The sequence below is a fragment of the Methanomassiliicoccales archaeon genome, assembly GCA_038850735.1.
Taxonomy (GTDB): Archaea; Thermoplasmatota; Thermoplasmata; order Methanomassiliicoccales; family JACIVX01; genus JACIVX01.
Map to the genome: position 1 here is coordinate 1 of JAWCLO010000003.1, position 26,960 is coordinate 26,960.

At 44.0% G+C, this 26,960-nt stretch carries 27 protein-coding genes and 1 pseudogene; 16 read left to right on the forward strand and 12 right to left on the reverse strand.

The window, feature by feature from the left end:
* Positions 1 to 320 (forward strand): cell division protein FtsZ (locus QW087_02565; protein MEM2943607.1); only part of this gene is annotated, 320 nt, incomplete at its 5' end.
* A gap of 70 nt (positions 321 to 390) precedes the next feature.
* Here QW087_02565 and QW087_02570 read toward each other — a convergent pair.
* Positions 391 to 2,331 (reverse strand): phosphoadenosine phosphosulfate reductase family protein, encoded by a 1,941-nt coding sequence (locus tag QW087_02570; protein MEM2943608.1) that lies wholly within the window; start codon positions 2,329 to 2,331, stop codon positions 391 to 393.
* A 104-nt stretch (positions 2,332 to 2,435) separates the two neighbouring features.
* Here QW087_02570 and QW087_02575 point away from each other — a divergent pair, with 104 nt between their 5' ends.
* Positions 2,436 to 3,635 (forward strand): aminotransferase class I/II-fold pyridoxal phosphate-dependent enzyme, encoded by a 1,200-nt coding sequence (locus tag QW087_02575; protein ID MEM2943609.1) that lies wholly within the window; start codon positions 2,436 to 2,438, stop codon positions 3,633 to 3,635.
* Between the two features lie 90 nt (positions 3,636 to 3,725).
* Positions 3,726 to 3,959 (forward strand): hypothetical protein, encoded by a 234-nt coding sequence (locus tag QW087_02580; GenBank protein MEM2943610.1) that lies wholly within the window; start codon positions 3,726 to 3,728, stop codon positions 3,957 to 3,959.
* 4 nt (positions 3,960 to 3,963) lie between these two features.
* On the opposite strand, the gene QW087_02585 is transcribed toward QW087_02580, so the two are convergent.
* The 9 genes and pseudogenes from QW087_02585 to ribB form a co-directional block, all read right to left on the reverse strand.
* On the reverse strand, positions 3,964 to 5,520 hold the full coding sequence (locus QW087_02585; protein ID MEM2943611.1) for a glutamate synthase-related protein: 1,557 nt from the start codon (positions 5,518 to 5,520) through the stop codon (positions 3,964 to 3,966).
* Entirely contained in the window at positions 5,517 to 6,218 is a 702-nt protein-coding gene (locus QW087_02590) for a hypothetical protein (GenBank protein ID MEM2943612.1), read from the reverse strand. The genes QW087_02585 and QW087_02590 overlap by 4 nt, the downstream gene beginning before the upstream one ends.
* A complete protein-coding gene (locus QW087_02595) occupies positions 6,215 to 7,345 on the reverse strand; it encodes a Coenzyme F420 hydrogenase/dehydrogenase, beta subunit C-terminal domain (GenBank protein MEM2943613.1) in 1,131 nt (376 codons plus the stop codon). The genes QW087_02590 and QW087_02595 overlap by 4 nt, the downstream gene beginning before the upstream one ends.
* Positions 7,345 to 7,821: a hydrogenase iron-sulfur subunit gene (locus QW087_02600; GenBank protein ID MEM2943614.1), complete on the reverse strand. Its 477-nt coding sequence runs from the start codon at positions 7,819 to 7,821 to the stop codon at positions 7,345 to 7,347. Before QW087_02600 ends, QW087_02595 begins: the two co-directional genes overlap by 1 nt.
* Positions 7,822 to 7,872: 51 nt before the next feature.
* Positions 7,873 to 10,836: pseudogene (locus tag QW087_02605) on the reverse strand (FAD-dependent oxidoreductase).
* Positions 10,837 to 11,050: 214 nt separating this feature from the next.
* Positions 11,051 to 11,467 (reverse strand): 6,7-dimethyl-8-ribityllumazine synthase, encoded by a 417-nt coding sequence (gene ribH, locus QW087_02610; protein MEM2943615.1) that lies wholly within the window; start codon positions 11,465 to 11,467, stop codon positions 11,051 to 11,053.
* On the reverse strand, positions 11,467 to 11,934 hold the full coding sequence (gene ribC / locus QW087_02615; protein ID MEM2943616.1) for a riboflavin synthase: 468 nt from the start codon (positions 11,932 to 11,934) through the stop codon (positions 11,467 to 11,469). The genes ribH and ribC overlap by 1 nt, the downstream gene beginning before the upstream one ends.
* Positions 11,912 to 12,385: an adenylyltransferase/cytidyltransferase family protein gene (locus QW087_02620; protein MEM2943617.1), complete on the reverse strand. Its 474-nt coding sequence runs from the start codon at positions 12,383 to 12,385 to the stop codon at positions 11,912 to 11,914. The genes ribC and QW087_02620 overlap by 23 nt, the downstream gene beginning before the upstream one ends.
* Complete coding sequence (ribB, locus tag QW087_02625) at positions 12,382 to 13,089, reverse strand: 3,4-dihydroxy-2-butanone-4-phosphate synthase (protein ID MEM2943618.1); 708 nt, start codon at positions 13,087 to 13,089, stop codon at positions 12,382 to 12,384. The genes QW087_02620 and ribB overlap by 4 nt, the downstream gene beginning before the upstream one ends.
* A gap of 206 nt (positions 13,090 to 13,295) precedes the next feature.
* Here ribB and QW087_02630 point away from each other — a divergent pair, with 206 nt between their 5' ends.
* Together QW087_02630 and glyA are read left to right on the forward strand one after the other, a co-directional pair.
* On the forward strand, positions 13,296 to 14,444 hold the full coding sequence (locus QW087_02630) for a bifunctional phosphoglucose/phosphomannose isomerase (protein ID MEM2943619.1): 1,149 nt from the start codon (positions 13,296 to 13,298) through the stop codon (positions 14,442 to 14,444).
* Between the two features lie 82 nt (positions 14,445 to 14,526).
* Entirely contained in the window at positions 14,527 to 15,804 is a 1,278-nt protein-coding gene (glyA, locus tag QW087_02635; GenBank protein MEM2943620.1) for a serine hydroxymethyltransferase, read from the forward strand.
* On the opposite strand, the gene QW087_02640 is transcribed toward glyA, so the two are convergent.
* On the reverse strand, positions 15,801 to 16,721 hold the full coding sequence (locus QW087_02640; protein MEM2943621.1) for a TIGR00269 family protein: 921 nt from the start codon (positions 16,719 to 16,721) through the stop codon (positions 15,801 to 15,803). The genes glyA and QW087_02640 overlap by 4 nt on opposite strands.
* A 478-nt stretch (positions 16,722 to 17,199) precedes the next feature.
* On the opposite strand from QW087_02640, the gene QW087_02645 reads away from it, so the two are divergent.
* From QW087_02645 to QW087_02675, 7 genes are all read left to right on the forward strand, one after another.
* Positions 17,200 to 18,162: a replication factor C small subunit gene (locus QW087_02645; protein MEM2943622.1), complete on the forward strand. Its 963-nt coding sequence runs from the start codon at positions 17,200 to 17,202 to the stop codon at positions 18,160 to 18,162.
* A 367-nt stretch (positions 18,163 to 18,529) separates the two neighbouring features.
* Complete coding sequence (locus QW087_02650; GenBank protein MEM2943623.1) at positions 18,530 to 18,682, forward strand: 50S ribosomal protein L40e; 153 nt, start codon at positions 18,530 to 18,532, stop codon at positions 18,680 to 18,682.
* A gap of 187 nt (positions 18,683 to 18,869) precedes the next feature.
* Positions 18,870 to 19,853 (forward strand): DUF835 domain-containing protein, encoded by a 984-nt coding sequence (locus tag QW087_02655; GenBank protein MEM2943624.1) that lies wholly within the window; start codon positions 18,870 to 18,872, stop codon positions 19,851 to 19,853.
* Positions 19,854 to 19,899: 46 nt separating this feature from the next.
* On the forward strand, positions 19,900 to 21,183 hold the full coding sequence (gene eno / locus QW087_02660) for a phosphopyruvate hydratase (protein MEM2943625.1): 1,284 nt from the start codon (positions 19,900 to 19,902) through the stop codon (positions 21,181 to 21,183).
* Positions 21,184 to 21,241: 58 nt separating this feature from the next.
* Positions 21,242 to 21,772 (forward strand): isochorismatase family cysteine hydrolase, encoded by a 531-nt coding sequence (locus tag QW087_02665; GenBank protein ID MEM2943626.1) that lies wholly within the window; start codon positions 21,242 to 21,244, stop codon positions 21,770 to 21,772.
* The gene (locus QW087_02670) at positions 21,769 to 22,959 is read left to right on the forward strand and encodes a nicotinate phosphoribosyltransferase (GenBank protein MEM2943627.1); all 1,191 of its coding nucleotides are present in this window, start codon (positions 21,769 to 21,771) and stop codon (positions 22,957 to 22,959) included. The genes QW087_02665 and QW087_02670 overlap by 4 nt, the downstream gene beginning before the upstream one ends.
* 21 nt (positions 22,960 to 22,980) lie before the next feature.
* On the forward strand, positions 22,981 to 23,430 hold the full coding sequence (locus QW087_02675) for an OsmC family protein (protein ID MEM2943628.1): 450 nt from the start codon (positions 22,981 to 22,983) through the stop codon (positions 23,428 to 23,430).
* On the opposite strand, the gene QW087_02680 is transcribed toward QW087_02675, so the two are convergent.
* Positions 23,393 to 23,755 carry a hypothetical protein gene (locus tag QW087_02680; GenBank protein ID MEM2943629.1) on the reverse strand — a complete coding sequence of 121 codons (363 nt, stop codon included), beginning with the start codon at positions 23,753 to 23,755 and terminating at the stop codon, positions 23,393 to 23,395. The genes QW087_02675 and QW087_02680 overlap by 38 nt on opposite strands.
* Positions 23,756 to 23,961: 206 nt before the next feature.
* On the opposite strand from QW087_02680, the gene QW087_02685 reads away from it, so the two are divergent.
* The 4 genes from QW087_02685 to QW087_02700 all read left to right on the forward strand — a co-directional run bounded on the left by QW087_02685 (position 23,962) and on the right by QW087_02700 (position 26,945).
* Positions 23,962 to 24,405 carry an Lrp/AsnC family transcriptional regulator gene (locus tag QW087_02685; protein MEM2943630.1) on the forward strand — a complete coding sequence of 148 codons (444 nt, stop codon included), beginning with the start codon at positions 23,962 to 23,964 and terminating at the stop codon, positions 24,403 to 24,405.
* 164 nt (positions 24,406 to 24,569) lie between these two features.
* A complete protein-coding gene (locus QW087_02690; GenBank protein MEM2943631.1) occupies positions 24,570 to 25,031 on the forward strand; it encodes a hypothetical protein in 462 nt (153 codons plus the stop codon).
* A gap of 146 nt (positions 25,032 to 25,177) precedes the next feature.
* Positions 25,178 to 26,110 carry a CoA-transferase gene (locus QW087_02695; protein MEM2943632.1) on the forward strand — a complete coding sequence of 311 codons (933 nt, stop codon included), beginning with the start codon at positions 25,178 to 25,180 and terminating at the stop codon, positions 26,108 to 26,110.
* A complete protein-coding gene (locus QW087_02700; protein ID MEM2943633.1) occupies positions 26,103 to 26,945 on the forward strand; it encodes a CoA-transferase in 843 nt (280 codons plus the stop codon). Before QW087_02695 ends, QW087_02700 begins: the two co-directional genes overlap by 8 nt.
* Positions 26,946 to 26,960: the final 15 nt, after the last annotated feature.

The following is a 26,960-nucleotide window of genomic DNA, read 5'->3' on the forward strand; positions in this document are numbered from 1 at the left end:
TTGACCTGAAGGACGCTAAGGGAGCATTGATCAGAGTTGTCGGTGGTCCTGACATGACTGTTGCAGAGGCTCAAAGAGCAGCGGAGATCGTCACAAATAGCGTCAATGAAAGAGCAAGAATAATCTGGGGTTGCTCAATCGAACCTGAGCTGAAGGGTACAATAAAAGTCTTGCTCATTGTAACTGGTGCAAGATCTAAATATATGCTCGGTCGAAGCGATTACGATTATGAGGATAAGCTGGTTGATGAATTGGCACCTAGATCAAGGGGAAAATCTCGTCGCATAGAGGACGACGACGGGATTGATTTCGTGCGTTGAGCGCGGGGGCAGTCCGAGTCTGCGTTGGGGTAAATCGAAGAAAAATATAATGGATGGGATGAACAAATAATTAGAATTCAAAGGCGGAGTTGCCAAAGCTGAGGACAGGACAAGGTTCGATGCACTTCCCGCAGTGAGAGCATCTGTCGGGAACAATTCGAATGTGGTCTTGTTCGAGCGTGAGTGCACCCCTCTCGCATCTTGCGATGCATACTCCGCAACCGACGCATTCCATGGCCTTGACCACTGCTTGGCGCACCCTCTCGACATTTTTTTCAATTTCCTGAGGTGTCTCTCCCTTGGCAATCAGCGCACCTTCTTTAGTAATGATGATATCCTTTACCTGGCAGTATCCGCTTCTGGGATCGATGGTTACTTCCCCCACCATGTTAAGGGAATTGCATACTTTTTCGAAGTCCAGCGTCTTGCTGAACAACCCTTCCACGCTGAAGCCCTTAACACATGGCGAATATCCTTTTTGCAAAATCAATGTGAGACCCCTTTCACCCTTTCTAATGGTATCAACATCCTTTATGCTGGAATGATCCAAAACGTATCCTTTTCCGGCCTTGTCCAACTCTTCGATGATAGACTTTGGAGTTCTCTTCCATCGCCACAGTCCGAATTCGACCCACTTATCACTGAATCCTCTTTCTGATGCGTATCTCTTAAGATAATCTTCCCAGACTTGATACGCGCTACAATATTTCTTGACGATTTCGAGTTCTGAAAGATCAGAGGCTGGACATAGATAACATCCTATTCTATCCAACCCCCTCTCGTACCATATATTGTAGGGTATATTCTTTGAAAAAAGATATAGCCATACATGAAGAGATGTCCAGTCTTGAATAGGGGATGCACCAATTTGACCTGGAGTCCACGGGTTTTTCCACACACGATTCTTCTCAGCTCTGCTTTCAGATTCATATCTTCTTTGGCCGATGAACGCAAGAACACCGCCAGGAAAATGTTCCTTGATCGCTTTCACAGTTGGTCCGAGCTTATTTGTTTTGCAACACCATCTGTAATCCCTTCCAGGTGGACCAAACAGCTCTAGATGACCATAAAAGGCATTCTCTGGGGCTCTCTTGAGAATCAATGGCAGATCGAGTTTTTCTGAAATTTCATGAATATGTTCGATCGTTTCTTCAAATTCCAAACCTGTATCAATGAAAAATATAGGAAATCTGTAACCTGCATCTAGTGTAAGCAAAAGCGTGGCGAGACTATCTTTTCCACCAGAAAAGGAAACTACACATGGAAGATCGTATTTCTTAACAAGCTTCCTGATGAATTGTACTGCTTCGTCTACTCTTCTCTTCATTACTTCCTCATTGGCACGCAAGGCAGTTGACCAATCAGCAGAGCACTTCTTCGCAGAGGGCTCTTTAGGGGTTTCAGCCCATCGAACCTTCACTGCGACCCCTTTTCTTCTTGCCCTCATATCATCGGTCGTCATGCGTGCGATTCCAACGGCAAAAGCTCGATGATCCTCCGTTGTAACAATAATCTCATCGCCCACTTCGATATCATTTGAACACGACAGTACACCTGGCGCCATAACATTTGCATGGTTATTGACGACATTCTTCACTACGCCTTCATCCGCAACAACTAATCCGCGCACTGCAACACGAGCTAGCACACGTGCACCCGACATTCTAAGTATGAACTTCCATCCAACGCCAATATCATATCGAAGTGAGCCAACGATTTCACCGTTTACTATTATTTCATCCATTCTGTCTATCGCCGGTATCTTGTTTAACAATATCAACGAATTTGAAGGAATAAGATGCTGGCTACAACCAGTTCCAAACTGATTATCCACGATATCTGAAATTTTTGCAATATCTGCCATAAAGGCTGGTCGAATGTCACCCGGTGGAGTAATCCTCATTGGACTAGTTTGTCCGCCACAAATTCCACATTTCTCGTTTTCGAGAACTGGAACATTACATTGATAACACCATCGAAGACAGATCTTACCGAGATGAACTACGCCCACGGCACACCGAGCGTCGAAATTCGTATTAAAATATATCTAGAAAAATCGGAGCGATTGGTCTACAATTAAAAGATAAAATATATTCGAATTGTTTTTTCGTTACCGTGATCCGTGCGACCAAGAGAGCTTTATCATTAAGTTCTCCAATAAGAGACTTCCTTGTATATGCAAGGCAGCTCGAGGCAAAAGGCATTAATGTTCTAAAGCTAAATATTGGCGATCCAAACAAATTCGATTTCGAAACGCCGAGGCATATTCGAGACGCACTTTGCCGAGCCGTGGAAATATGCGATAACGGGTATGCTGACGCCGAAGGAATAAAGGAGCTTAGAAATGCTATAGCAGAAAAGGAGCGAGAGAAAAACGGCATCGATCTCAACCCCGAAGATATTGCTATTACAACTGGAGTAACTGAAGCTATACAAGCAGTAGTGGCTGCGGCGATAGACCCTGGTGAGGAATTGTTGTTGCCAGGACCCGGCTATCCCACATATTCCGAGTACGTCGCCTTCTTTGACGGCGTTCCTGTACCTTACAGAAAAGATGAGGAAAGTGATTGGCAGCCTGATCTCGACGATATGAGAAAGAAAATCACTGAGAAGACCAAAGGGATTGTTGTCATAAACCCGAACAATCCAACAGGTGCCGTGTACTCCGAGAAAACACTCAGGGCGATCGTGGACTTGGCTGGGGAATACAACCTTTTCCTCATCACCGATGAAATATATGATCTCATGTCATTTGATGCGATTCATTATTCTCCCAGCACTCTTTCTTCAGATGTTCCGACGATCATACTCAATGGATTTTCAAAGATTAATCTCTTACCTGGCTGGAGACTTGGATACATCGCATTTCGGGACGCTTATGACCAGTTAGAAGAAATCAAGTCAGCTGTAATGCGCCAGCTGAGACTGCGATTATCAGCAAATCAGCCTTGTCAATATGCAATGTTGGAGGCATTGAAGGGACCTAAAGATTACGTGGAGGAAACAAATCGGAAGTTGAAGGAGAGGGCAACGTATTCGTATAAGAGAATCAATGAAATTGATGGGTTAAGTACCACGAAGCCAAAGGGGGCATTCTATATTTTTCCAAAGATCGAGTCAAATGTTTGGAAAACCGATAGGGATTTTGTGCTCGATGTTCTTCTCAACGCGCACATTCTGCTAGCTCCTGGTTCCGGATTTTGCAAGACTTATGGCGTCAATCACTTCCGTGCCGTATTTCTCCCAAGTATAGAGATTCTCTCCGAGGCGTTTGATAGGTTAGAGGGGTTCATGCGGGATCGAACGAAGCATTGAAAGATCCGCTTCGGAAACATATCTAATGATGGTATAGGGTCATTGAACGATTGAAAAGATTATTAATGCGTAAAGCTAAGCTGATATTTGATGTGGGTAAGCGGCTGCGGGTATGCATGCGAAATTTGTGCTTATAGAAAAAATGGAAAATGTCTCGGATGTTCACCAGATAATAAGCAAGCCTCGCTTTGCATACTTTATTCATGCTTTGAATCGAAAGGCTACGATACTTGTCTTCAATGCGACAAGAGGCTCGAATGCGGGAGGTACAGTCTGGCACTAAAGCAGTGTCCAGTGAGACGTTCGCTTGTTGGATACTGGTGAAGGATCAATAATCGAACGTTTCCCATGTGCTAGGAAACGCTTTTTCTAGCCCTGCGAGCTTCACGCCAGTGATCGCTGCCGTGTTCAAATCGATTGCTCTAAGGTCCTCGGGCGATATGGTTTCAAGGCAGTCGTGACCTGATAACATTGCAAGCGTCTTGAACTCCTCAGCGCATGCATGGATGAAATTGACAAGCCGATTTGATGCTGATTCAATATCGATGCACGCACGAAATCGTGTTTCTTGAGTCGCCAGTCCATAGTGACATGCTCCTTTATGGCACATCATGCACGCTCTGCATCCGAGTGCTATTTCCGCAGCTGCACCGAATCCCACCGCATCTGCGCCAAGTGCAATTGCCTTGAACGCATCAGCGCCATCCCTGATACCGCCTAGAGCAATGAGTTTCACCTTTTTCTTAAGGCCCAAATCTTTAAGAGCTTTTGCCGCCTGCCTAATGCAGGCAATTGTTGGAATACCTGCGTGCTGCGTTACTACTTCAGGTGAGGCTCCTGTACCTCCAACCATGCCATCGATCGAGATTGCATCTACTCCAGCTTCTGCAGCTATGCGGGCATCATCATAAGGACGACTTGGACCTAACTTGATAAGGATTGGTTTTTCATAATTTGTCAAATCCCGTAGGATTTCTACAAGTTTTGCAAGATCCTTTGGGTTGCTCATATCATAATGTCTGCATGGAGACAGAGCATCTGTTCCGACAGGTAGCCCCCTTATTCTTGCGATGTCTTGGGTAACCTTATCACCTAGCAAATGACCACCCATACCAGGTTTGGCTCCTTGTCCGATCTTTATTTCGATTGCGTCACCAGACCTTAGATAGTCCACGGAAACTCCCCACCTTCCTGTCGAGAATTGAACGGCTAGGTAACCACCAGGATTCCACTTTTTGATACCCTTTCTGTATGATTCTTCATCGGAATAACCGTGGGCAAGAAGAGCCTCGCCTGGAAACATCCCCCCTTCACCAGTATTCGCGAGAATTCCTAGTTTTGCCGCAGCAACAGATAACGCCATTTTTCCCTCTCTGGAGATTGCTCCATATGACATGGCGGCAAATACAAATGGATATCTTAATTTGATTGGATTGGTGCAAGTTTCTTGACCTATGACAACCTCGTATTGAAAATTTTCTCTATATTTATCCTTGGGGGGTCTTGAAGCTAGTTGTGATGGGACGACAACGAGACCATCAAAATGCGGAATTGAGCCCATTGTGCCATATCCTCGAATCTCATACTCTCCCGTTTCTGCTTTTTTGTGAATTTCCTCGACTGTTTGAACAGTCCATATACCCTTTGAGATGATCTCTGGTGTGACTGCTCTTACATATATGCAACTATTCGGACATCCTTTTTCCATGCAGATTCTGCAGCCAACACACGCAAGTTCGTTTGCGATAAAGACTCTTCCTTTTTCATCCCTTGCGAAGACGCCTCTTTCACAAGCGTCGATACAAGCACCGCATTTCCATGGTTGCTGCCAACTCCTGCACCTTTCCTTTTCAATCGTGACCCAATAATGTCCAACAAGCGTCAAGGTTCATCATCTCCCTTCGAAACCGTTTTCTTTTCTCCGTAAAACGGTCTCAACGAGGCAGGTACAATCTTCTTGAAGGAACGCGGATTGAGAGTGAGTCCTTCGTATTGAAGGACTGAATTTATTTTGTCGATATCAGCTGATCTAAGTCTGTCCTGCTTTGCATTGTGACCGAGACCTTCGTATGAGCCGATGATATAAATGCCACCTCGAATAATGTAATCACCCAGTGCATTGCCAGCATTTCCGAGCACGAAAATGTCACCTCCAACCATATATGTGCCTGTATTATCTCCTATATCTCCATCAATGATTATTGTTGCACCTTTGTTCATAGCTCCGAGGAAATCCCCCGCCGATCCCTTGATTCTCAACTCCCCCCCGCAGCAATAGACAGCAGCATAATCGCCTGCGTTCCCAGAAATCTCGATTCGGCCTGATGTCATCCCATCTCCAAGGTATTTTCCTGTCGAACCTGAAACGTAGAGCCTGCAGCCTGAGTTCAGCATCCCGAAATAATCTCCGACATCACAATGGACCTTTATCTTTCCGAAATCCAATCCTGCACAAAGACCATTGATATGAGAGGCATTAATCATTTCAATTTCATGAGACTGGTTTATGAGTTCTCGCACCTTTCTATTTGCTTCTTTCAAAGTAAGACCACTGCAATCTAACACATTCGACAATTCTTTCATCCCCCAGAAAGCTGCGCAAAACGTCTCATGGCCTCAGCCCTTTTCTCAGGGTCCGAGAGCCCTTGAAGCATAAGGAGGAGTTCCTCATCATAGAGTTGCGATCTTTTTCTTTTCTGCTTGTTTCGCTTAGCGATGTACAATTGATTTGTATTCACGCTTTTTGTGATTTCAAGTCGCCCCATTTGGAGCGCTCTCGTGAGGACACTCTCACCAGCAGAGTTTCTTGTGATTACAGTGCAATATCCGTATCTTGAACCAGTATAACCAATGGAGATGTCGGCAGACTCTGCGAGGTAATCTGTGCAGCGTGCGCAACCACTTCTCAGGAATTTTTGGGTATTCGTTAAAGAGATCTCTCTAACAGTTCCATCTCTTAGTGTTATCGTCAAGACTTCTTCGGCGCCTGTTCTATCCATTATAGCAATGTTTCTCGGTGAAATTCCCATCTCGTTCTCGATAATCTCTGAAACCAGATTGTGAGTACATACCCCCCAGCAAAACCTTCCAATAAGGATGCGAAGAGATTTTCCATAGATATCGAGTGCCTTCATTCTTGACCGTTGGATCAGTCGTGCTGCATCTATTACGCAAGGTGCACCCACCAGAGCAATCTTTCGCAAGGATTTTTCGTATACGGCTTCATTGAGGCTTGACAATGTGGGCGACCATATGAATTGATGGGCAGCGCATTCATAGATCTCCTCTTCCGATGTGACGATCCTTGAAAAGGGTTGCCACGTCCATTTATCAACATCAGTTACGATAGCACCATCGATAAAACCGCTGCTCAGGGCGCTCGCGAGAAGTTGATTCAGCACGTCGCTTAATAAATCTCCATATTTACTACGCGGCGTTGTTGTTGGCGGTCTGGCGGAAACGACTGAGATCATCTTGCCTTCTCCCCATTCTTTTAGCCGAGGGCACACCTCAGCGCAATACGCCTCACAACCGAAACAAGGATCGACGCTAGCAGTCGCTAGACCGAATTTCTTTGTTATTCGCTTGTGATCTGGATTCTGTTCGTCTTGAGGAAAAAATAAGACTCCTCTAGAACAACATGAAACACAAGCACCACATCCCGTACACCTTCCGAGACTCCAGACATACGTCTCGAGTTGCTTTGACATCAAGTCACACCCCTTTCAATAGTATGAATCCCTTTTGTAATCAAACCAGTTCGAAGAGGGTTTGGACCAAGATTTCTCAAAAGCTCAACGAATTCCTGAATTGATTCAGCAAATTTTCTGCCCTCAGAAGCTGAAATCCATTCAACTCGCAAACGCCTCGAGTCAAAATGATAATCCTCGATCATTCTCTTGAGATTATCAACTTTCTTCTTCATCAGCTGATTTCCAATTATGTAATGGCAGTCTCCAGGATGACAAGCCCCGATAAATACACCGTCTGCACCCTTGAGAAATGCGTAGAGAATGTGGAATGGATCAACCCTTCCGCTACACATGACTCTGATCGGAAGTAAATCCGGTGGATATTGAAATCTGCTTACTCCTGCATTATCAGCTCCAGCATATGCGCACCAATGGCAGAGAAAGGCTATGCCCCGGACCTCATCCGCGCTTGGTTCCGAGAGCGCTGCATCTATTTGTGAGAGGATTTGATCGCTAGTGAAATTGTGAATGGATATGGCCCTTGATGGGCACGTGGATGCGCAAGCACCGCAGCCCTTGCAGGTGAGCTGGTTCACTTCTGCCAGTAGAAATTGATTTCTAATTTTCATTTCTATAGCATTATAGGGGCAAGCTTCGATGCATCTAGCGCACCCTGTGCAGATATCTTGGTCAACAGCGGCGATCGTGGGATCGCGAACGATTGCAGTTTTTGTTAGGATTTCAAGGGCTCGTGATGCAGCTGCCAGACCATCGCGTATGGATTCTGAAATGCCCTTTGGAAATTGAGCTGCCCCAGCGACAAAAATGCCATCAACTGAAAAATCAACTGGACGGAGTTTTGGATGGGCTTCCATGAAGAAACCATCTTCAGACAGCGGAATCTTTAGTAGTTCTGATATGAGCTTGTTATCGTTTCTTTGTACGAGAGGCTGAGAAAGGACTACGAGGTCTGTGTGGATGAGGATCTCTTGGTCACCGTCGATGTCTTTTACTTTCACGCCTAACTTTCCGACTCTATCAATTCGCGGTGGTTCCTCTTCGCTAAACCTGATAAAGCGGATTCCCATTTCACAAGCTTCTTTATAATGCTTCTCACAAAAACCATTTATCCTAATATCTCTGTAAAGTACGTAGGCATTGGACGAAGGGAAAGATCTTTTAAGTTCTATAAGATCCCTTAATGCGACTTCACAGCATATCTGAGAGCAGTACGTTCTCCCATCGCTTTCTCTTACTCCCACGCAAAGAATCTGAACAATATTTTTCCCCTCTAGATTTTCCTCAACAAGCATCTTTTCAAATTCTAGCTGGGTCACGATTCGATCATCTACCCCATACTCATAAAAACCAAAAGGTTGCAGAATTTCAGCGCCGGTTGCCACTATGATAACGCCTGCATCTATGATTCTTTCTCCTGAGATCAACCCTTCATCTAACTTTCCGCGTCCCAATTTAACTACAAAATGTCCGACAGAACCGTCAACTGCGGCGATTGAAGTTGATGTGAGTATTTCGATATTTTTGCATGACAAAACCGCATCTGTCAGCCTTTTTACAAATTCATGAGAAAACGTTCCATCTAAATCTTTCAAATATGTGTCTTTCTGGTTCCCTCCTAACGAGGGTGTTTTTTCAACAAGGTGTACGGGAAAGCCCCTAGACGCGAGCGATAAGGCTGCGCTCATTCCGGCAATTCCCCCACCAATGACGACGGCCGAACGAATGACATCGCTTCTTATCTGCTTCAAAGGTCTAGCAAGCGAGATACTTGCCACCCCCATTCTCACGAGATGCTTCGCTTTCTCTGTTGCCTTCTGGCAATCCTTCTGATGTACCCAACTATCCAGTTCCCTAATACTCACAAGGTTGACAAGATTTCTGTTAAGACCTGCCTTGTAGCAGGTATCCTGGAAAAGCTGCAGGTGGCTTCTGGGACTGCATGCAGCGATGAGTACTCTATTCAATTTCATTGTTTTAATGGCTTTCTGGACTGCAATTTGATTTTCCTGTGAGCAAGCATACATACACTTTTCTGCATGGACAACGTTGGGAAGCGTCGAAGCATATTTGACGACCTGATCCACGTCAACAACTGCACCGATATTCATTCCGCAGCTACAGGCGAACACACCAATCCTTGGATTACCTTGTTCTGAGATACTTCCTATCTCCTCATCATCTTCTGTTCTAACATTCAAAATTGCTTTGTGAGCGAGCGTCGAACCAATGGCAATAGCATCCCTTACTGTGCGTGAAATATCCTCTGGCATTTTTGCGCAGCCGCAAGCATAAACGTGTTCATTCGAAGTTTTAAGTCCGTTTGAATCTGATGTCTGAATGAATCCATTCTCGTCTAATTGGATCCGCAGCAATTCAGCGAGTTTTTCCAAACCAGATTCTGGGACGATTGGAGGACAGAGCACTAGAATATCAAGTGTTACGGTCGAAATGCTATCAGTCTGCCTATCATGATATGTGACATAGATGCATTGGTCCTCGTCCTCTTCTATATTTCCTATCAGTGATTGGATGTACTGTATTCCATATTCATCCTTTGCTCTTTTTAAGAAATCATCATTCCCCTTGCCAAGTGTTCTCAGATCGTTATAAAAAACAAGAATTTCGCTTTCAGGAAGGTGCTCCCGTGTTAGTATTGCTTCCTTGGTGGAATACATGCAGCATATTTTTGAGCAGTATGGTTTGCAGGACTCAGTCCGTGAACCTGCGCATTGCACAAAACCGATCTTCAGCGGAACTCTCCCATCAGAAGGTCTCGCGACGGCTCCTTTTGTAGGACCAGACGCGCTGAGGATTCTCTCATATTGAAGAGAGGTCACAACATTCCGGAATCGACCATATCCGTACCTTTGAAGGTATTTTCCTGTATAGATATCGAACCCAGTCGCAAGAATGATATCATGAGCTTGGATTTCTACATGTTCATCTTTATCGTCAAATTTAACGGCATTTGCAGGGCACCTCTTCTCACACGCACCGCATGTTCCTTTTATTATCTTCAAACAGTGTTGTGTATCGATGGTTGCCACTCTTGGGACGGCCTGCGGAAATGGGATATATATTGCCGATCTTTCACTAAGTCCTTCATTAAATTCGTCTGTCACATGTTTCTGAGGACAGACTGTTGAACAGATTCCACAACCGGTGCATCTACTTAGGTCGACGTAACGTGCTTTCTTGTTAATGGTCACAAGAAATCCATCATCGTTTTCCTTCACATCCTCTATTTCTGAATAGCTAAGAAGATGAATTCGCGGGTTTCTTGCTACCTCCACCATCTTCGGAGCAAGAATGCATATTGAACAATCAAGTGTCGGAAAGGTCTTGTCTAATTGAGCCATTCTGCCGCCTATGGATGGTTTTCGTTCAACGAGATATACCTCATATCCCTGATCAGCAAGTTCTAAGGCGCAAGAAATTCCTGCAATCCCCCCTCCGATAACTAGAATGCTGTTTGTTTCACTTTTCATGTTTACCACACTTCGGGAGGCTACCCTCCGAAGTTCGCATCTAATCGATCAATATTTTATACTTTCGGACCACCCAGACATAAATTATCATGGAAAAAATATAGCAGAAAAATATTTATATAAAATTCAGAACTTCGGTCAAATCAAGGAATTCATGCTACGAAATTTATTTGTTCTGTTCCGAAAATCTGATAAAAATTGTTAGGCAAGAAGTTCATGATAGTGCTTTTAGCATTTTCACGCATGCTTCAACCGCCTCTCTAGCTTTTTCAATTCGCTCCTCTGCCTGCAACCTTGTCATCCCGGGCCCGCTGATACCGAGCGTCACAGGTTTATTGTATTCTAGTGCAAGATCTGCAATTTTTCTAGCCGTCTGCTGCATGATAACCTCATCATGTTCTGTTTCGCCCTCGATTACAGCACCTAGTGTCACCACTCCATCTATGTCCTTTTCCTGGATCATCTTCTTAATGGCAAGTGGCATATCAAAGACACCGGGCACAGTAACAACCTTGGCGACATTGACGTCCAAAAACTTCGCATGTTCTTTGGCCCTTTCGAGCATCATCGACGTTATGTCGAAGTTGTATTCAGACACAACTATTCCTATATTGAACTTCTTCATTCTCATCACTCCCTCAACGGTCCAACATCTTCATAACCCTGTCTCAGACCTCTGCCAGCGTTCTTGATGAGGACTTCAGGTCTGTAAAGTAAATTGTACGCATTCAGGGCATGCTCTCTTGATCTCCTATCAGCTAGCCACGCTAATGTCTTCTCGTCTGGTGCCTCATCTTCATGAACGAAAACTTCAATTATGTGCTTGTTCGTCATTAACTGACACATGATCAGCCCAAGCGACGCCTCATGAGCGCAAGTTTTGTCGATAGGCTTGCTACCTGGCATGCCAAATGCAATGACGATGTCACATTTTTCTTCGTCAAATAACTTCTTACAAGCAACGGGCAGATCCTTGATACCAGGCACTGTATACCTGACTATCTTGATGCCGGTTACAGTCTTTTTTAACTCGTCGATTGCACTCGCACCCATATCGTAGCGAGCGAAGGTCGTGTCAGCAATTCCGATTATCTTCATAATTCCCCTCAGTCCTCTCAATCTTTTTCTTGAATGTATACCAGTCGATGATTTTCTGAATTATTTTTCTAGTACCATTGAGGTCGTCTTCATATTTCGATAGACGAACGACTTTCGCTCTAATGCCTCTTCTAGTCAATTCCTTTTCAAGCTCGCTCTCATTGAATTCCTGGTCATATCCAAGAGCTATGATGTCTGGTTTTATCTCCTCTACAACTTTAAATATGTCACCCTCATGACCGATGACTGCCTTGTCTACAGGCTTGAGTGCCCTGATAAGCTCCAGCCTTAGGGATTCAGGCGTGACAGGCTCGTGTTTTCTCTTTCTCACAGTTGCATCGGTAGCTACGACAACTACAAGTTCATCTCCGAGCTTCTTTGCTTCATTGAGATAGTGGAGATGCCCAACATGCAGAAGGTCAAAGACACCCGTCGCCATTACCCGAGTCATCGGGACCACGCACCAGAGTGCCACGCACGGATAATATCTTTCCCTTCCAGAAATACTAGGTCATTACTTTTTGCATAGTCAATTGCCATGTCCTTTCGCAGAGCATTTCCATCATCGCCCATCATCTCGCAAATTGTTGCGGTAGGTGTGAGGTTCGCCATAACCATTATTGCGGTGGCGAGCTCAGTATGGCCAAATCTTGAGACCAAAAGGTCCTTTCTCGCATTCAACAAATACACATGACCAGGTGATCTAAAAAGGTGTCCGAATTCTTCCTTGGCCCATCCATTCTCTGCAGTCAACGCCCGCCTGGCAAATTTAGCAAACTCCGATATGGTAAGTGCCCTGTCTCTGTCGGTTATTCCCGTGAATGTTTTGCGGTGGTTGATAGTTATCGAAAATGCTGATTTTGTATCATACGGAATATCGTTTGGACTGAGTTTCGATAGAATAGGATAACGGCTTGAAATATCACTGAAAATATCAGCAAGATACGGTATTCCTATAATCTCTCGAATATCATTATGTACTGTGGTACAGATGAGACCGCCAGCATCTTTTCTTAGTGTTCTTATGATATCTGGATTAATCATTTCAGAGGCTACAACCATGTCTGTTTCTCTTTCTCTGTCATCGGAGTCGTAGATCAGAATGATTTTCCCATTTCGAAGATCTTCGAGCGCCCTGCTGATCTTTTCAAACATTGCAAATCGGATTGATCGCATATCAAGAAACTATATTATCTCTTTTGTAATTACCAATTATTTGGTAATTAAAACTCAAACTGACGCTAATGCCAGTGTACTGTTTATAACATTCCTGCGCTTTGTCGACAATCCTTATGCAGATTTTTCAAGTTATCAAGGCCATAATATGGCTAATCTTGATAGATTTTGGAGAATTTCTTGTGATGGACATTCAGGAAGAAATTCAAGATCGTTTCCAAGAATGTGACTACAATAGCAGGGTAAATACGGGGAAAAGTATTACCTTTCATACGATGTCTTCGCTTGACGATATCGATTTCATTAAGTCGGTGGATAGATCGGGCATCGGACAACATCTGTTGAGTTTCCCTGAGCAGATAATTGATATCGCGGATAAATGCCAATACGAAGCGACAGAGAAAGACGAAATCTGCATTTGTGGTCTCGGAGGCTCTGCAATTGCTGGGGAAATATTGGCGGAGTATCTTCATGATATTTGCAAATGTAGATTTTCAGTGGAGAGATCACCATTCCTCCCGAAATGGGCAGGAAGACGAACACTCGTCATTGCAGTGAGCTACTCAGGTAATACGATCGAAACACTGGCCGCATTTGAGAACGCTTTGAAGCGCAAATGCGACGTTGTATGCATCACCTCGGGAGGGAAACTGAAAGAACTTGCGTTGGCTTCGAGGACTCAGCTTATAGAGGTGCCCGGAGGTCTCATGCCGAGAGTTGCAATTGGATATCTTTTGGGTGCCACCGCCTATGTAATCGAGAAAGTTGCATCTGTGTCTTTAATCTCAGAAATAAAAACAAAAGCGAAAAACCTCGATGCTTTCATCGCTGAGTTATCACCGCAAAATCCTGAGAGTTCGAATCCAGCGAAGATCCTCGCTAGAAGAATTCTTGGATATGTGCCTGTGATTTACTCTCAGCGCGGACTAAGAGCGTTGGGTACTCGTTGGCAGAATCAAATTAATGAGAATGCCAAGATGCTTGCTTTTTCTGGCGAGATCCCTGAGATGGGTCATAATCAGATTGTCGGATGGCTTGAGAGTAGTTCCGTTCTCAACTTCCTCCCGATATTCTTGCGATGGTCTTTTCAAGATCCAGTTATCTCAAAGGTCCAGGACACGATAATTGCGATGTTTGCTGAGAAGGAATTGAAACCGCTTATTGTGGATATCACCGGTAATGATGCGATGGATTGCATTCTAAAAGGAGTGGCTCTTGGCGATTTCATTAGCTATTACCTGGCAATTCTGAAAGGAATCGATCCCTCGCCTGTTAACTCAATCGAAGAACTGAAAAGGAAATCGCTTATGAAATTGCATGAAGCTTATCGATGAGCTATTTTCAATTAATGAGGCACCGTGCTAATTATTACCAATATTTTTTTATCGGATATCCATTATCTCGTGTCGTGACCTCATGAAAGAAGATGCTTTCTGGATACGCGAACAGGTAAAGGCACACAGCAAATGGTTCGAAGAGTCGCTACCCATGATCGCTTCGGAAAACGTACTTAGTCCACTGGCTCAGGAAATGATGATTTCTGACTTTCATGGCAGATATGCTGAGGGATTGCCTGGAAAAAGATACTATCAGGGTAACGAGTTTGTCGACCGAGTCGAAATAAAGTCTATGGAGATCGCAAAGCGGCTTTTCCGCTGCTCTTTTGTCGATGTTAGGCCCGTGTCCGGTACAGTGGCAAATCTTGCTGTTATCTATGCACTAACAAATCACGGCGACTTGATTTCAACATGCGCGCTTGCGAATGGTGCACACATTTCGATGGCGCCGTTTGGTGCCGTCGGTTTGAGAGGTCTCAGGAGCATTGAATATCCGTGGAATATTGAAGATATGAACATCGACGTTGATGGAACGAGAAGGCTACTTCTAGAAAAAAAGCCTGTAGTTGCCCAGTTCGGTCTCTCTCTCTTTCTGTTTCCAGCACCTCTGAAGGAACTGAGGGATGTTTTTGAGGAAATAGGATGCGTTGTATGGTATGATGGCGCTCATGTGCTCGGTTTGATCGCTGGCGGTGAATTTCAAGATCCACTTCGAGAAGGCGCCCATATCATCACTGCGAGTACGCACAAAACATTCCCCGGTCCTAATCATGGGATTATTCTTGCTGATGGGATCTCAGAGGATATTGCAAGAAGACTGCGAAGATCGGTATTTCCAGGCGTTACAAGCAGCCATCACCTTCATGCAATGGCCGCACTTGGAATCACGCTTGCCGAAGAGGAAGTTTTTGGGAAAGATTATGCCAGGCAAACAATCAGAAATGCAAAGGCCCTAGGTCAAGCACTATACGAACTCGGTCTCGATGTACTATGTCCTCATCTTGATTTTACGGAGTCTCATACAATTGCTGTAAATGTGTCTGAGTACGGTGGCGGAGAAGTTGTGGCGAAGAATCTTGAATTAGCTAATATCATTACAAATAAGAACCTGCTGCCACGCGATGAGAGCCCATCGAAACCAAGCGGTATCAGATTGGGGACGCAGGAGCTTACGAGAGTTGGCATGAAGGAAGCTGAAATGAAGGAAATCGCGCGCCTCATATGGAAAGTCGTTGTGAAAGAAGCCAAACCCGAGGTTGTAAAATCGGACGTTATCGAACTTAAGAAGCAGTTTACAAAAGTCCATTACTGTTTTGGGGAGGATCATGAGGCATACGCCTATCGCGAACTGATCTAATTCTTCTTTTCTTTCATCTCTTCAAGCAGTTCGCACGCCATGCAGCGACTTCCAATCGTAGGTTCTCCACATGCGCAAACGTTCATAGATGCGGGAGGATGCAAATCTCGGAGGGCTGGAAGTATAGAATCGTAGCTTGAAAGGATTGCATGCCTTGTTCCTGGAGATCTATCCTCCAGCTTATTGATGATACTTCTATATTCATTTCTCAACGCGGCATCAGCATATGGACACTCATTGTCTGAAAAGGGCAGATCTTTGAGCATAGCATAGAGGTAGACTTCTTTCTCTGGAATAGATCTAAGAGGTTGAATGCGAGGTATGAGGCCGGGTTGAATTTTCACATGAGGCCCTAGTCGCGCTAATCTTTCAACGTCTCCTCTGGTAAAATTCATTAATATTGACTGGACTGTGTCGTCTAGATTCAATCCAGTAGCAATGGCGTTGACACCATTAATTTTTGCAATCCTATTCATGCATCGCCTTCTCAGAACACCGCAGTATGAGCATGGGGTTCTTTTCCGCGCTGTTTTTGCAATTTCATCAAGCGTAATGTCGAATTCGTCTCTAAAGGAAACGACAAAATGCGGAACTTCGAGAACGGTCGTGAGTTCTTTAGCTTTCGCGAGGGTAAGAGGTCTATATTCACTGATCCCCTCATCCACCGATATTGCACTTAACCTGATGTTCTTTCTCGCTCGCAAAATTTCACTCATGATATATAGCGCCACTGAGCTATCCTTGCCTCCAGATAGTGCAACCGAAATATGGCTCACTTTGTCAAGGTCGATCTGGCGTCTAACCTCACTTCTGGCTCTCTTTTCAACAAACTCCAGGAAATGAGTTTTGCATAAATGAGTTCCATTATAACGGACGAATGTAACCGCTGATCTTCCGCACTTCGAACAATTGGCCACAGCAAGTCAAGTGACGTCGACTTTAAAAATTTTCCCAATTTCATTATAAACTGCCCAATCGAAAAGAGTAGAGAATGCTTTGCAATGGATTAGTATATGAAATGGTTTCATATATCCGGAGCGACTGAGAATAAATTACTTGTTTTTCTTCACACCAAGGTGCAAAGGTAGTAAGCAAATTCAATCCCCTTTATTATGACTTTGGCTATTTGAAAGTGGGATTTGCGAACCTTTGCTTCAGCACTTGTACACTTATTGTGAAATGAATTCAACAAAAACTGGATGCTTTATTATCATCAGCAGAAGCCCTCGTTACAACCCTCCATACTCAACGACTGTTGATATTTAAACGGCCTAAAAGGAGTCGACCGCAAAAATTCTTTTTAATTGAAATTGTTGATTTACGAGGTAGTGAGTTATAAAAACCCTTGCAAAAGTATTAGTTTGTGTAGGATATTTTTTTGAAATTGGGACTTTGATGAAAGAAATTTGGATTGAAAAGTATCGTCCGAGATCGCTCAGGGATGTCATAGGTCAAAAGGAAATCGTTGAACGGCTTCAGTCCTATTGTGATTCTGGAAACGTTCCTCATCTCCTATTCGCCGGACCCGCAGGGACAGGAAAAACGACTTGTGCTATCGCGCTTGCAAAGGAGTTGTTTGGCGAATCATGGAAGGAGAACTTCATCGAACTTAATGCATCGGATGAAAGGGGGATTGAGGTTGTAAGAGGAAAAATCAAGGAATTTGCCCGTACGTCCCCCATCGGAAATGCGAATTTCAAGATCATTTTTCTTGACGAAGCTGATGCCCTTACCCCAGATGCGCAAGCAGCACTCAGAAGGACAATGGAGCGATACAGCAAAACATGTCGGTTCATTCTTTCTTGCAATTATTCGTCCAAGATCATCGAGCCAATCCAATCGAGATGCGCGGTATTCAGATTCAGACCGCTACGGGAGGAAGACGTGAGGAAGTACTTGAAGTACATCTCGAAGAACGAGAAAGTCAGAATCACGGAAGATGCCGTTGATGCAATTGCCCATATCGCACAAGGTGACATGCGAAAAGCAATCAATTCTCTTCAGGTCGCAGCATCAATTGACGATGAGGTAACAGTGGATGTCGTGTATCAGACAGCTGGTATGGCAAGACCCGAAGAAGTTCGACGATTATTGGATACCGCTCTTTCTGGGGATTTCATGGAAGCGCGGAATATTCTTGATGAGTTGATGATTCGTTATGGGTTATCGGGCGAAGATATAATCAGGCAGATTCATCGGACCTTCTTCGATCTTGAAATACCCGATATCGAGAAAGTTAAGCTTATCGATAAGACAGGCGAGATTGAGTTTAGGATCGTAGAGGGAAGCAACGAGAGGATTCAACTTGAAGCCCTCATCGCATATCTAGTGCTTGCGGGGAAGGCATCAAGATCATGAAGAAATTATGAAAAGTCCTCCTATTGATTGATTCGGATTCAATGGAATATGATTCTAAAATGGTCATTGATATTATTTCTGGAGTTCATCACCCTTATGAATTTGTGATTTACTATAATGGAATTGCAACATTTTCTTTATGCCGTCTTGTACTGAGATAGGGAAGCAGCACAAGTTCAGACCTCAAATCTAGGATGCCATTTACCAGTGTAATAACAAATGAAAGGATCCAGCTAAAAGATTTCTAAGGGAAACTATTAAATAGACGTTTTTTCCCATTTTATTTCCGGTTTTCCTGCGCATAGGTGTCGCCCTTAGATTTGGGAATTTATTTATATTACTTTCATATTCTTCGAGCAAGACCGTTATGGCACGATTCAAGGAAGCTGAAGAGAGGCTCTTAAACAAGAAAATATGCATGAAGTGCTATTCCCGCAATGCGATCAAGGCCACGAGATGCAGGCGCTGTGGTTACAGTGGCCTCAGGATTAAGTCCAAGGAAAGCAAGAAGAAAGCCTGATGCTTTGATTTTTTGAGGACTTATCTAAAAATATTTAAGATATAGAGGTCCGCGTTCGATTTAGCGCGTGAATCGTTTTGTCCGGAAAAAATCAAAATTATTTTTTGCTGGGGCAAGTTTTTTAGAGTTCACAACTAATCTGGTATGGTGGGCATCGGGTCGACGTTGCTCCCGGACGCAGGAGGCGGTGACGATAAAGAAAGTCCTTATTGCTGACGATAACCCAGCAATTCTCGAAGTTGTATCTGAACTCGTATCGAATGCTGGCTATCAACCGCTTACTGCAACTGGGGGCAGAGAATGTCTTTCAAAAGTGGAGTCCGAGAAGCCGGATCTTATCCTTCTCGATATCACCATGCCAGATGTTGATGGCTGGAGCGTTTTGAGAGAATTGAAGCAAAAAGGGATTACCGAGAAAACGAAGGTCATAATGCTAACAGCTGCAACTGACGTAAGTACTGACATTTTCGGTCTTCAGGATGTTGTCGCGGGCTACATTCGGAAACCCTTCAACAATAAGGATTTGGAAGGAAGGTTGAAATCCGTATTGGAAGCAACGCAGACAGTTCTCCCGACAGCGGGAGCTGGAGAAAGAAAGAAAGGCGTCGGTTTTCTTGCCAAGATAAAAGTAGGACGGCAAGTTCCAGATGGAATGGAAAAGCCAGCGAGCACTGCGATGCGATATGAATTGAAGAGAGGTTTCAGCTATTTGATCAAAGAGAAGAAACCGAAAAAATCATTCGAGATCTTTGTGGATCAAGTAATGCACAATATACAGGGTCTCTGCATTTCAAGGCAGCATCCCGAAATCATAAGAAAGACCTGGGGGCTGGAGAAAACCCCAATCATATGGTTAAGCAACCAGCTGGGGAAAGTTTACATTAATCCAACTAATATCAGCATTCTGAGCGATACTATCATAAGATTTATAGAAAAGAGTGGAGACAGCGTCATACTCATTGACGGCATTGAGTTTCTTGTGATTAGCAATGATTTTAACAAAACACTGAGGATGATTCACCATGTCACAGAAGCTGTGATGGAGTTTAAATCTCGCTTAATACTTTCTGTGGATCCACGAGCTTTTGACACAAGGGAGCTTGCTCTTCTTGAAAGGAATATGGAAATAATCGATGCAATGGAGGAGGAGGGTTTAAAACCTCTCAGGTGATGAATCTCGTTCAGGATTCTAATAATACCTCTAACGGAGGAAGAGCATGTCGGATACAAGAATTGTGAATGTTGAGGCGAGAGAGATTCTCGATTCTAGGGGAAACCCTACAATTGAAGTTGAAGTAAAGACCAAGAGTTCGATAGGAAGGGCTGCAGCCCCGTCAGGGGCGTCGACTGGAATTTACGAAGCCATCGAGCTAAGGGACGGAGGACTCCGATACGGCGGAAAAGGCGTCTTAAAGGCCGTCGAAAATGTGAACTGCATAGTTCGCCCAAAGCTGGAGGGGATGGATGCAGCTTCGCAGGGGGAGATTGACCAGGTACTGCTGGAATTGGATGGCACGAAAAATAAGTCTCGTTTGGGAGCCAACGCAATAACGGCAGTCTCTATGGCGTGTGCTAAGGCAGGTGCCGCTGCATTGGGGAAGGAACTGTATGACCATCTTGGAAAGGGCAATCCATTATTGCCTGTGCCGTTCATGAACGTAATAAATGGAGGTAAACACGCTGGAGGCAAGTTACGATTCCAAGAATTCATGATTGCTCCTGCGGGTATGAAGTGTTTTTCCGAAGCGTTGAGAGCAGGAGCAGAGGTTTATCAATCTCTGCGCTCTCTGCTCAAAAAGGAGTATGGACCAGCAGCAATTAATGTTGGAGACGAGGGAGGTTTTGTTCCCCAAATCAATACAACATATCAAGCGCTCGACATTCTCGTGAGGGCGATCGAAATGGCAGGTTATTCTCCTGGAAAGGAAGTCTATCTCGCACTCGATCCAGCTGCAAGTGAGTTCTTTGATTCTGGTACATACAGTTTCGATGACAAGAAATATGATGAAAACGAAATCATCGATTTCTATGTATCGCTGGTTTCATCCTACCCCATTCTCAGTCTTGAGGACCCAGTAGAAGAGAACTCATTCGATGCAATGGCAGAACTTACTCGCAGAATCGGAAATTCAATCCAGATCGTAGGAGACGATATTTTTGTCACAAATTCAGAGCGCCTTCGCAAGGGAATAGACAAAGGTGCTGGTAACGCACTTCTGCTGAAGGTTAATCAGGTGGGTACGCTCACGGAATCGTTCGAAGCGGCAGATCTTGCGTTTCGCTCTGGGTACAACGTGATGGTCAGTCATCGTTCTGGTGAGACTGAGGACACGACGATCGCAGATATTGCGGTTGCTCTCGGGTGCGGGCAGATAAAAACTGGTGCTCCCGCTAGAGGAGAAAGGACGGCTAAATACAACCGCCTTCTGCTCATCGAGCGCATTTCAGGGTCAAAGACTAAATTTCCCGGAGTAGAAGCAATCAAGAAAAGGAGTTCATGATGGAAGAGTGCGAAAAATGTATTAAGATTCATCGTTCATTAGTATTTTGGGTGATGCTGTGAAGAGAGCGATTGTAGTCGTTGATATGATTAATGATTTTGTTTATGGGAAATTCGGCAGCGAACGGGCAAGGGGAATAGTGTCATCTGTTTCTACGCTTGTTGACACGGCCCGAAAGAGGGGAGACCTCATTGTATTTACAAGAGATGCGCATTCGAGTTCCGATCCAGAGTTGGAAATATGGGGTGACCACGCCATGAAGGGGACGGCAGGATCCGAAATTATTCCAGATCTCAAAGTGAAAGAAGGTGATCATGTTATAGAAAAAACGACGTATAGTTCATTTTTCAATACAAACCTTGATGAAGTGCTTAAGAAGCACGGTATCAAAGAAGTTGTGATCGTAGGTGTGACTACGGATATTTGCGTGCGGCATACTGCGGCTGACGCCTTCTTCAGGGGTTACAAGATAGTGATACCGAAAGAATGTGTTCAAACAATTTCTGACGAGATCCAGGATAGAGCGCTCGATGAAATGAAGCGTCTTTACAAAGCTAGGATCGAAGAATTAAGCAAGGTGATATCCTGAAAAGGTTTTTTTCGGCATCGGATGAACAGATACTCGAGGGACTCACTACAGACGTTTATTTTACGAGAACGATCGAAGTTCTTAGGGCAAAAGGAATGATGGGCCAACAGGCATTATCTGAATTCACTACCGGAGATCTTCCGAACAATTGGAAGTGGGGAGTTTTCTGTGGATTGGAAGAAGTTGTCAGGTTGATGGAGGGAAAAAATATTGATCTTTGGGGCCTGCCCGAAGGAACCGTTTTCCGCGCGCGAACCGCGAGAGGTATCAAGGTACCGGTTCTTACAGTCAATGGCTCTTATTCTGAATACTGCATTTACGAAACACCAATGCTCGGTATGATGTGCCATTCAAGTGGCATTGCAACAATGGCAGCGAGATGTAAGAAAGCTGCTGGTAATAAGCTGGTTATTTCTTTTGGGATTAGGCGCATGCACCCTTCGATTTGTCCTGTGATCGATAGGGCGGCATTCATAGGCGGATGCGATGCGGTTTCATCGCTCTTAGGAGCTCAGACGATTGGTGAAAAGCCTCGCGGAACTATGCCTCATGCACTTATAATCATGTTCGGTGATCAGAAAGCGGCATTTATGGCCTTCGATGAGGTTGTTGATAAGGATATCCCTCGTGTTGCTTTGATTGATACATATTCAGATGAGAAACAAGAAGCAATTATGGCCTGCGAGGCTGTAAAGAATTTGTGGGGCGTGCGACTTGACACGCCCGGTTCAAGAAAGGGATCATTTCAAGAGCTGATCAGAGAGGTCAGGTGGGAAATGGACATCAGAGGGTATAAACATGTCAGAATTATTGTATCTGGAGGGATTGATGAAAAGGTTATTCCTTCGCTTGTCGAAGCTGGTGCGGATGGATTCGGTGTTGGAACAAGCATCAGCAATGCTAGAACTATAGATTTTGCCATGGATATTGTTGAAAAGGACGGTCAACCGGTCGCAAAGCGCGGCAAATTTGGTGGAAGAAAATACCTCTTCAGATGTGATGGCTGCCTGGAGTATGAGGTATCACTCTCAAGAGACGACGTACCTCGGTGCAGTAAATGTCAGAGCGAAATGCGACTTGCGGAGATTCCAATCATTTCTGGTGGAAAAAGGGTTTACGAAGAAAGAACACCAAGAGAAATACGAGCTTACGTTCTCAAACAGCTTGAAAAAGTCGAAGTAGATTGATATAGTTGAGGGTTTTGATACATGGACGAAGGCGAATTCGAAGTCTGCATAGAACTCATTGACGACTATAAATTCCGCGCTACTTTTTGCTCACCTAAAATCCAGGATTTGGTTCTTGATGAGCCTAAACCGCTCGGGAGTGGAGAGTATCCAAACGCCGGGAAATTGCTTGCTGCAGCTATTGGAAACTGCCTATGTGCAAGTCTCGCCTTCTGTCTGAGAAAAGCGAAGGCTGAAGTGAAGTCTCTTACCGGCAGGGTATACACGACAATGGAGCGCAATGCGAAGGGGAGGTTGCGTCTTACTCGAATTCGTGTTGAAATTATTCCGGAAGTTGACAGTTTTGAGAAGCTCAAACACTGTGCCGACATATTCGAAGATTTTTGTATTGTTACCCAAAGTGTGAAAAATGGAATTCCAATCGAGGTAAAATTCAAGGCATCTTCTGATGAAGGTAAAAATACTCATTAAGTTTAGTTTTCCAGTCTTTTTCATTCTCGCTCCATATTCTGAGGTACAAATCAAGATCCATTGTTAAGTCTCTCTTGAATTCTTCCAAAGAGGGGCATATTGAAAGATCTAACGTTCGCTCTGAATTCTTTTTTAGACATGCCCTCAGTCTTGAAGGTGATCTTCTCAGTGCACTCAATTTCCATTTCGGTCGTCCCTTAGCATCTAAATATTCGTATTTTTTCGCAGTCTTGTTTGAATCGTAAATCAACAGAATATCGATATCTCGAGGATTTTCCTTGCACTTCAAAAAACTGCCGAACAAGTACACTTCCTTGATATGCATTGGAAGATCATCATTTTCGATTTTCGTCATAATCCTTTCGAGTTTCTTATATAGCCATTCACGCCTTGATGAATGCATACCTTGCATGAATCGCCTACATAATAATATAGCAAAGGCATCAAATAAATTCTCTTTCCTGTAATCGGTCTCGCAAAACTTCGCCGGAATTCAAAATTATTAATCTCTTTCATTGGAATTACTTCATGATGATCGATGAAAAAGACCGGGCAATTCTCGAAGAGTTGAAAAAAGATGCAAGGCGAACAACTAAGGAGATCTCTAGGGCAGTCAATATGCCAAGGGCAACCGTTCATGAAAGAATAAAAAAGATGTATGAGAAAGGCATCATCAAGGAATTCACCGCAGTGCCAGATTATGTGAAGTTAGGCGAACCAATACTTGTATTCATTCTTGTTTCGTTTATACCGAATCCAAAGATTTCACAAAGAGAGGTTGCCCAGCAAATAGCAGATTTACCTGGAGTGACGGAAGTCCATTTGATATCGGGCGAATACGACATTCTTCTTAAGATAAGGGGAAAATCAATGGAAGACATAGGTTCATTGGTTATCGATAGGTTAAGGCAAATTGAAGGGGTGGGGAGAACGATGACATGCGCAGCATTTGCAACGGTGAAAGAAAGAATATGAAACTCTTTGTAGGATGTGATTGATCAACATCTATTTATGCAGGACAGTTACAGCTACACGTGCCAGTGAAAGTAGGTCTTGAACTGGATTAACATCAAGAAATGCAGAATTGAGTTCGTTAAGGAAACTTTTAAGTCGGAAATTAGGATATTGTTAGATGTCATTTGGTTGCAGCCCTAGATTGCCGGGTCATTTTCACAGGACGAAATAGACTGCGGCTGGGTGCTGGACCTGGGGGGACGGATATAATGATGAACTATGATAGGTTAGCTGTAGCTATCACTGCTCATCAAAACAAAGAAAAGTATCAATCCATCGATGAAGCGAAGTCTCGCTGTAGCTCAGATTATACGGAGACTGAAATTCGCGAATCGAAAAATTGGGTCTCTGGCAGTACCTGTGGCAAAAGAGTTTTGCAGGATTCGGAAAGCATTTTTGGCTCATTTTCAAAGAAAAAAATATTGTGCCACTGCGGCTCGATTGCAGACATCGATTTATCGATTGTTCGTTTGAAATCACGTTTAGGTAAAGAGATCGAGTGTATTGCTTGCAGAAATCAGAGAATTGCGAGGGAGATTGAGTCGTTAGAAGCTCATTTTTCTGGGCAAAATGACGAACACTGGTAATCCCCACTCATTTGTCTCGATGGAATCAATTCAGCCTCAGCAAGAATTTCATAATTTCCCTGATATGATGTTTTTTTTGAAGGAAATCTTTATAACTAAAGTATTTTTGTCTAATTTTTCAATCATTTGGCTTGGAGCGATCAATCATGGGAATTTTTGTAGATCGTAATAAGTTGACCACATTAAGGGAGGCCGCTAAAATCATTCAGGACGGAGATATGGTGGCTTTTGGCGGCGGACTTTGCTTAAGAGAACCTATAGCAATGATTCATGAACTCATTCGCCAAAAGCGCCGTAATCTTCACATTGTCGGTACAGCGCATGGATTCGACGTAGATCTTGCTTGTGGCGGTGGAATTGTCGGTGCGGTTGAAGAAACACATGTGAGCTTCGAACAGGACTTCGGCTTGGCCCCCAATTATCGTCGTGCATGCGAAAGCGGCATCGTAAAAATTCGTGAAAGTTGCTGTAATACGATCATCAATCAGCTACGCGCTGCTGAATTTGGAATGCCCTTCGTTCCGATGAGAAGCATAAAGGGTAGCGACGAGATGAAATTTCATCCAGAGTACAAAGAATTCATTGATCCCTACAGTGGCAAGAAAGTGGTGCTCGTGCCAGCACTTGAACCAGACGTTGCACTCATTCACGTCAATAAAGCCGATGTGCATGGTAACGTCAAACTTGAGCCGCCATATGTAGCTGACGTACTTTTTATGAGGGCATCAAAGAAGGTCATTGTGACTGCCGAGGAGATCATATCGGAAGAAGAAATGAGAAGGATTGGACCTACGGTGCCATATTATGAAATTACTTCGGTAGTCCATGTTCCTTTTGGTGCTCATCCAACCAGTTGTTATCCATACTACGCGTATGATCGATCTCACATAGCTGAATACATAAGGTTGGCAAGCGCTGGTCCGGAAGTTTTTAGTAATGAGTATCTTGAGAAATACATCTATGGAATAAGCGATCATTCGGAATATATCCAAAGAGTTGGTGGTGAAGCTAAGATGAGAAGGCTGGCCTCATGGAGGGAGAGTCCAGAGAAGTGGATGGAGTTGTTTACCTATGAGTAACGGTTTTGAAGTTGGAATTGACGAGCTCTTTGTGGTGAATGTGGCAAGAACGATCAAGGATCGAACAACCGTCTTTCACGGCGTCTCTTCACCTATTCCAATGGTTGCGATGTATTTTGCAAAACTCACGCATGCAAAAGACATGGTATACTTTGGAGGGGTTTCAAGCGCTGTTGACCCTAATCCACCATTTTTACCCTACACAACAAACGATTGGGTAATGATTCAGGGAAGAACTGCTATGGTCACCGTAGACAAGATTTTTGATCTTGCTCAAAGAGGCGAACTTGATCGCTCATTTTTCAGTGGTGCCCAGATCGACAAGTACGGAAACCAAAATGTGAGTTTGATAGGAACCCCCGATAAATGCAAGATAAAGTTCCCCGGTGGCGCCGGTGGCTGCAATTTATCCGCTGATTGTGTAAATTATACTATCTGGACAACTCGACATCGTGTGCAGAAAAAAAAGGATAGGATCATTTATACGCTAGTGGATAAATGTGATTTTATCACAAATATTGGACACATCACGCCATATGGCACGAGAAAGGATCTTGATCTTGTCGGAAATGGTCCAGATTGGGTTGTAACGGAGCTGGGTGTCTTTGATTTCGATCCAGATACAAAGATCATGCGACTGCGCTATCTCTATCCCGATACGACGGTTGATACGATTTTGGAAAATACACAATTCCGTCCAGTCATACACCCTGAGGTAAGGGTCATGGACATGCCTACCCCCGAGGAAGTCGAACTTATTCGAAAAATTGACCCACTTAAAGTGAGGCAGCTTGAATTTCAGTCTGAGGAGCTTAAGAGAAAATTCGTCCTATGATGTGAAGGGGTGTCT

Coding starts and splice junctions, on each gene's coding strand:
- QW087_02580 (MEM2943610.1), top strand. CDS start 3,726: ATGTGGGTAAGCGGCTGCGGGTATGCATGCGAAATTTGTGCTTATAGA.
- glyA (MEM2943620.1), top strand. CDS start 14,527: ATGAAAGAAGATGCTTTCTGGATACGCGAACAGGTAAAGGCACACAGC.
- QW087_02685 (MEM2943630.1), top strand. CDS start 23,962: ATGATCGATGAAAAAGACCGGGCAATTCTCGAAGAGTTGAAAAAAGAT.
- eno (MEM2943625.1), top strand. CDS start 19,900: ATGTCGGATACAAGAATTGTGAATGTTGAGGCGAGAGAGATTCTCGAT.
- ribB (MEM2943618.1), bottom strand. CDS start 13,089: ATGTTTGAAAAGATCAGCAGGGCGCTCGAAGATCTTCGAAATGGGAAA.
- ribC (MEM2943616.1), bottom strand. CDS start 11,934: ATGAAGATAATCGGAATTGCTGACACGACCTTCGCTCGCTACGATATG.
- QW087_02675 (MEM2943628.1), top strand. CDS start 22,981: ATGGACGAAGGCGAATTCGAAGTCTGCATAGAACTCATTGACGACTAT.
- QW087_02650 (MEM2943623.1), top strand. CDS start 18,530: ATGGCACGATTCAAGGAAGCTGAAGAGAGGCTCTTAAACAAGAAAATA.
- QW087_02700 (MEM2943633.1), top strand. CDS start 26,103: ATGAGTAACGGTTTTGAAGTTGGAATTGACGAGCTCTTTGTGGTGAAT.
- QW087_02590 (MEM2943612.1), bottom strand. CDS start 6,218: ATGAAAGAATTGTCGAATGTGTTAGATTGCAGTGGTCTTACTTTGAAA.
- QW087_02645 (MEM2943622.1), top strand. CDS start 17,200: ATGAAAGAAATTTGGATTGAAAAGTATCGTCCGAGATCGCTCAGGGAT.
- ribH (MEM2943615.1), bottom strand. CDS start 11,467: ATGAGAATGAAGAAGTTCAATATAGGAATAGTTGTGTCTGAATACAAC.
- QW087_02695 (MEM2943632.1), top strand. CDS start 25,178: ATGGGAATTTTTGTAGATCGTAATAAGTTGACCACATTAAGGGAGGCC.
- QW087_02680 (MEM2943629.1), bottom strand. CDS start 23,755: ATGCATATCAAGGAAGTGTACTTGTTCGGCAGTTTTTTGAAGTGCAAG.
- QW087_02620 (MEM2943617.1), bottom strand. CDS start 12,385: ATGACTCGGGTAATGGCGACGGGTGTCTTTGACCTTCTGCATGTTGGG.
- QW087_02595 (MEM2943613.1), bottom strand. CDS start 7,345: ATGTCAAAGCAACTCGAGACGTATGTCTGGAGTCTCGGAAGGTGTACG.
- QW087_02630 (MEM2943619.1), top strand. CDS start 13,296: ATGGACATTCAGGAAGAAATTCAAGATCGTTTCCAAGAATGTGACTAC.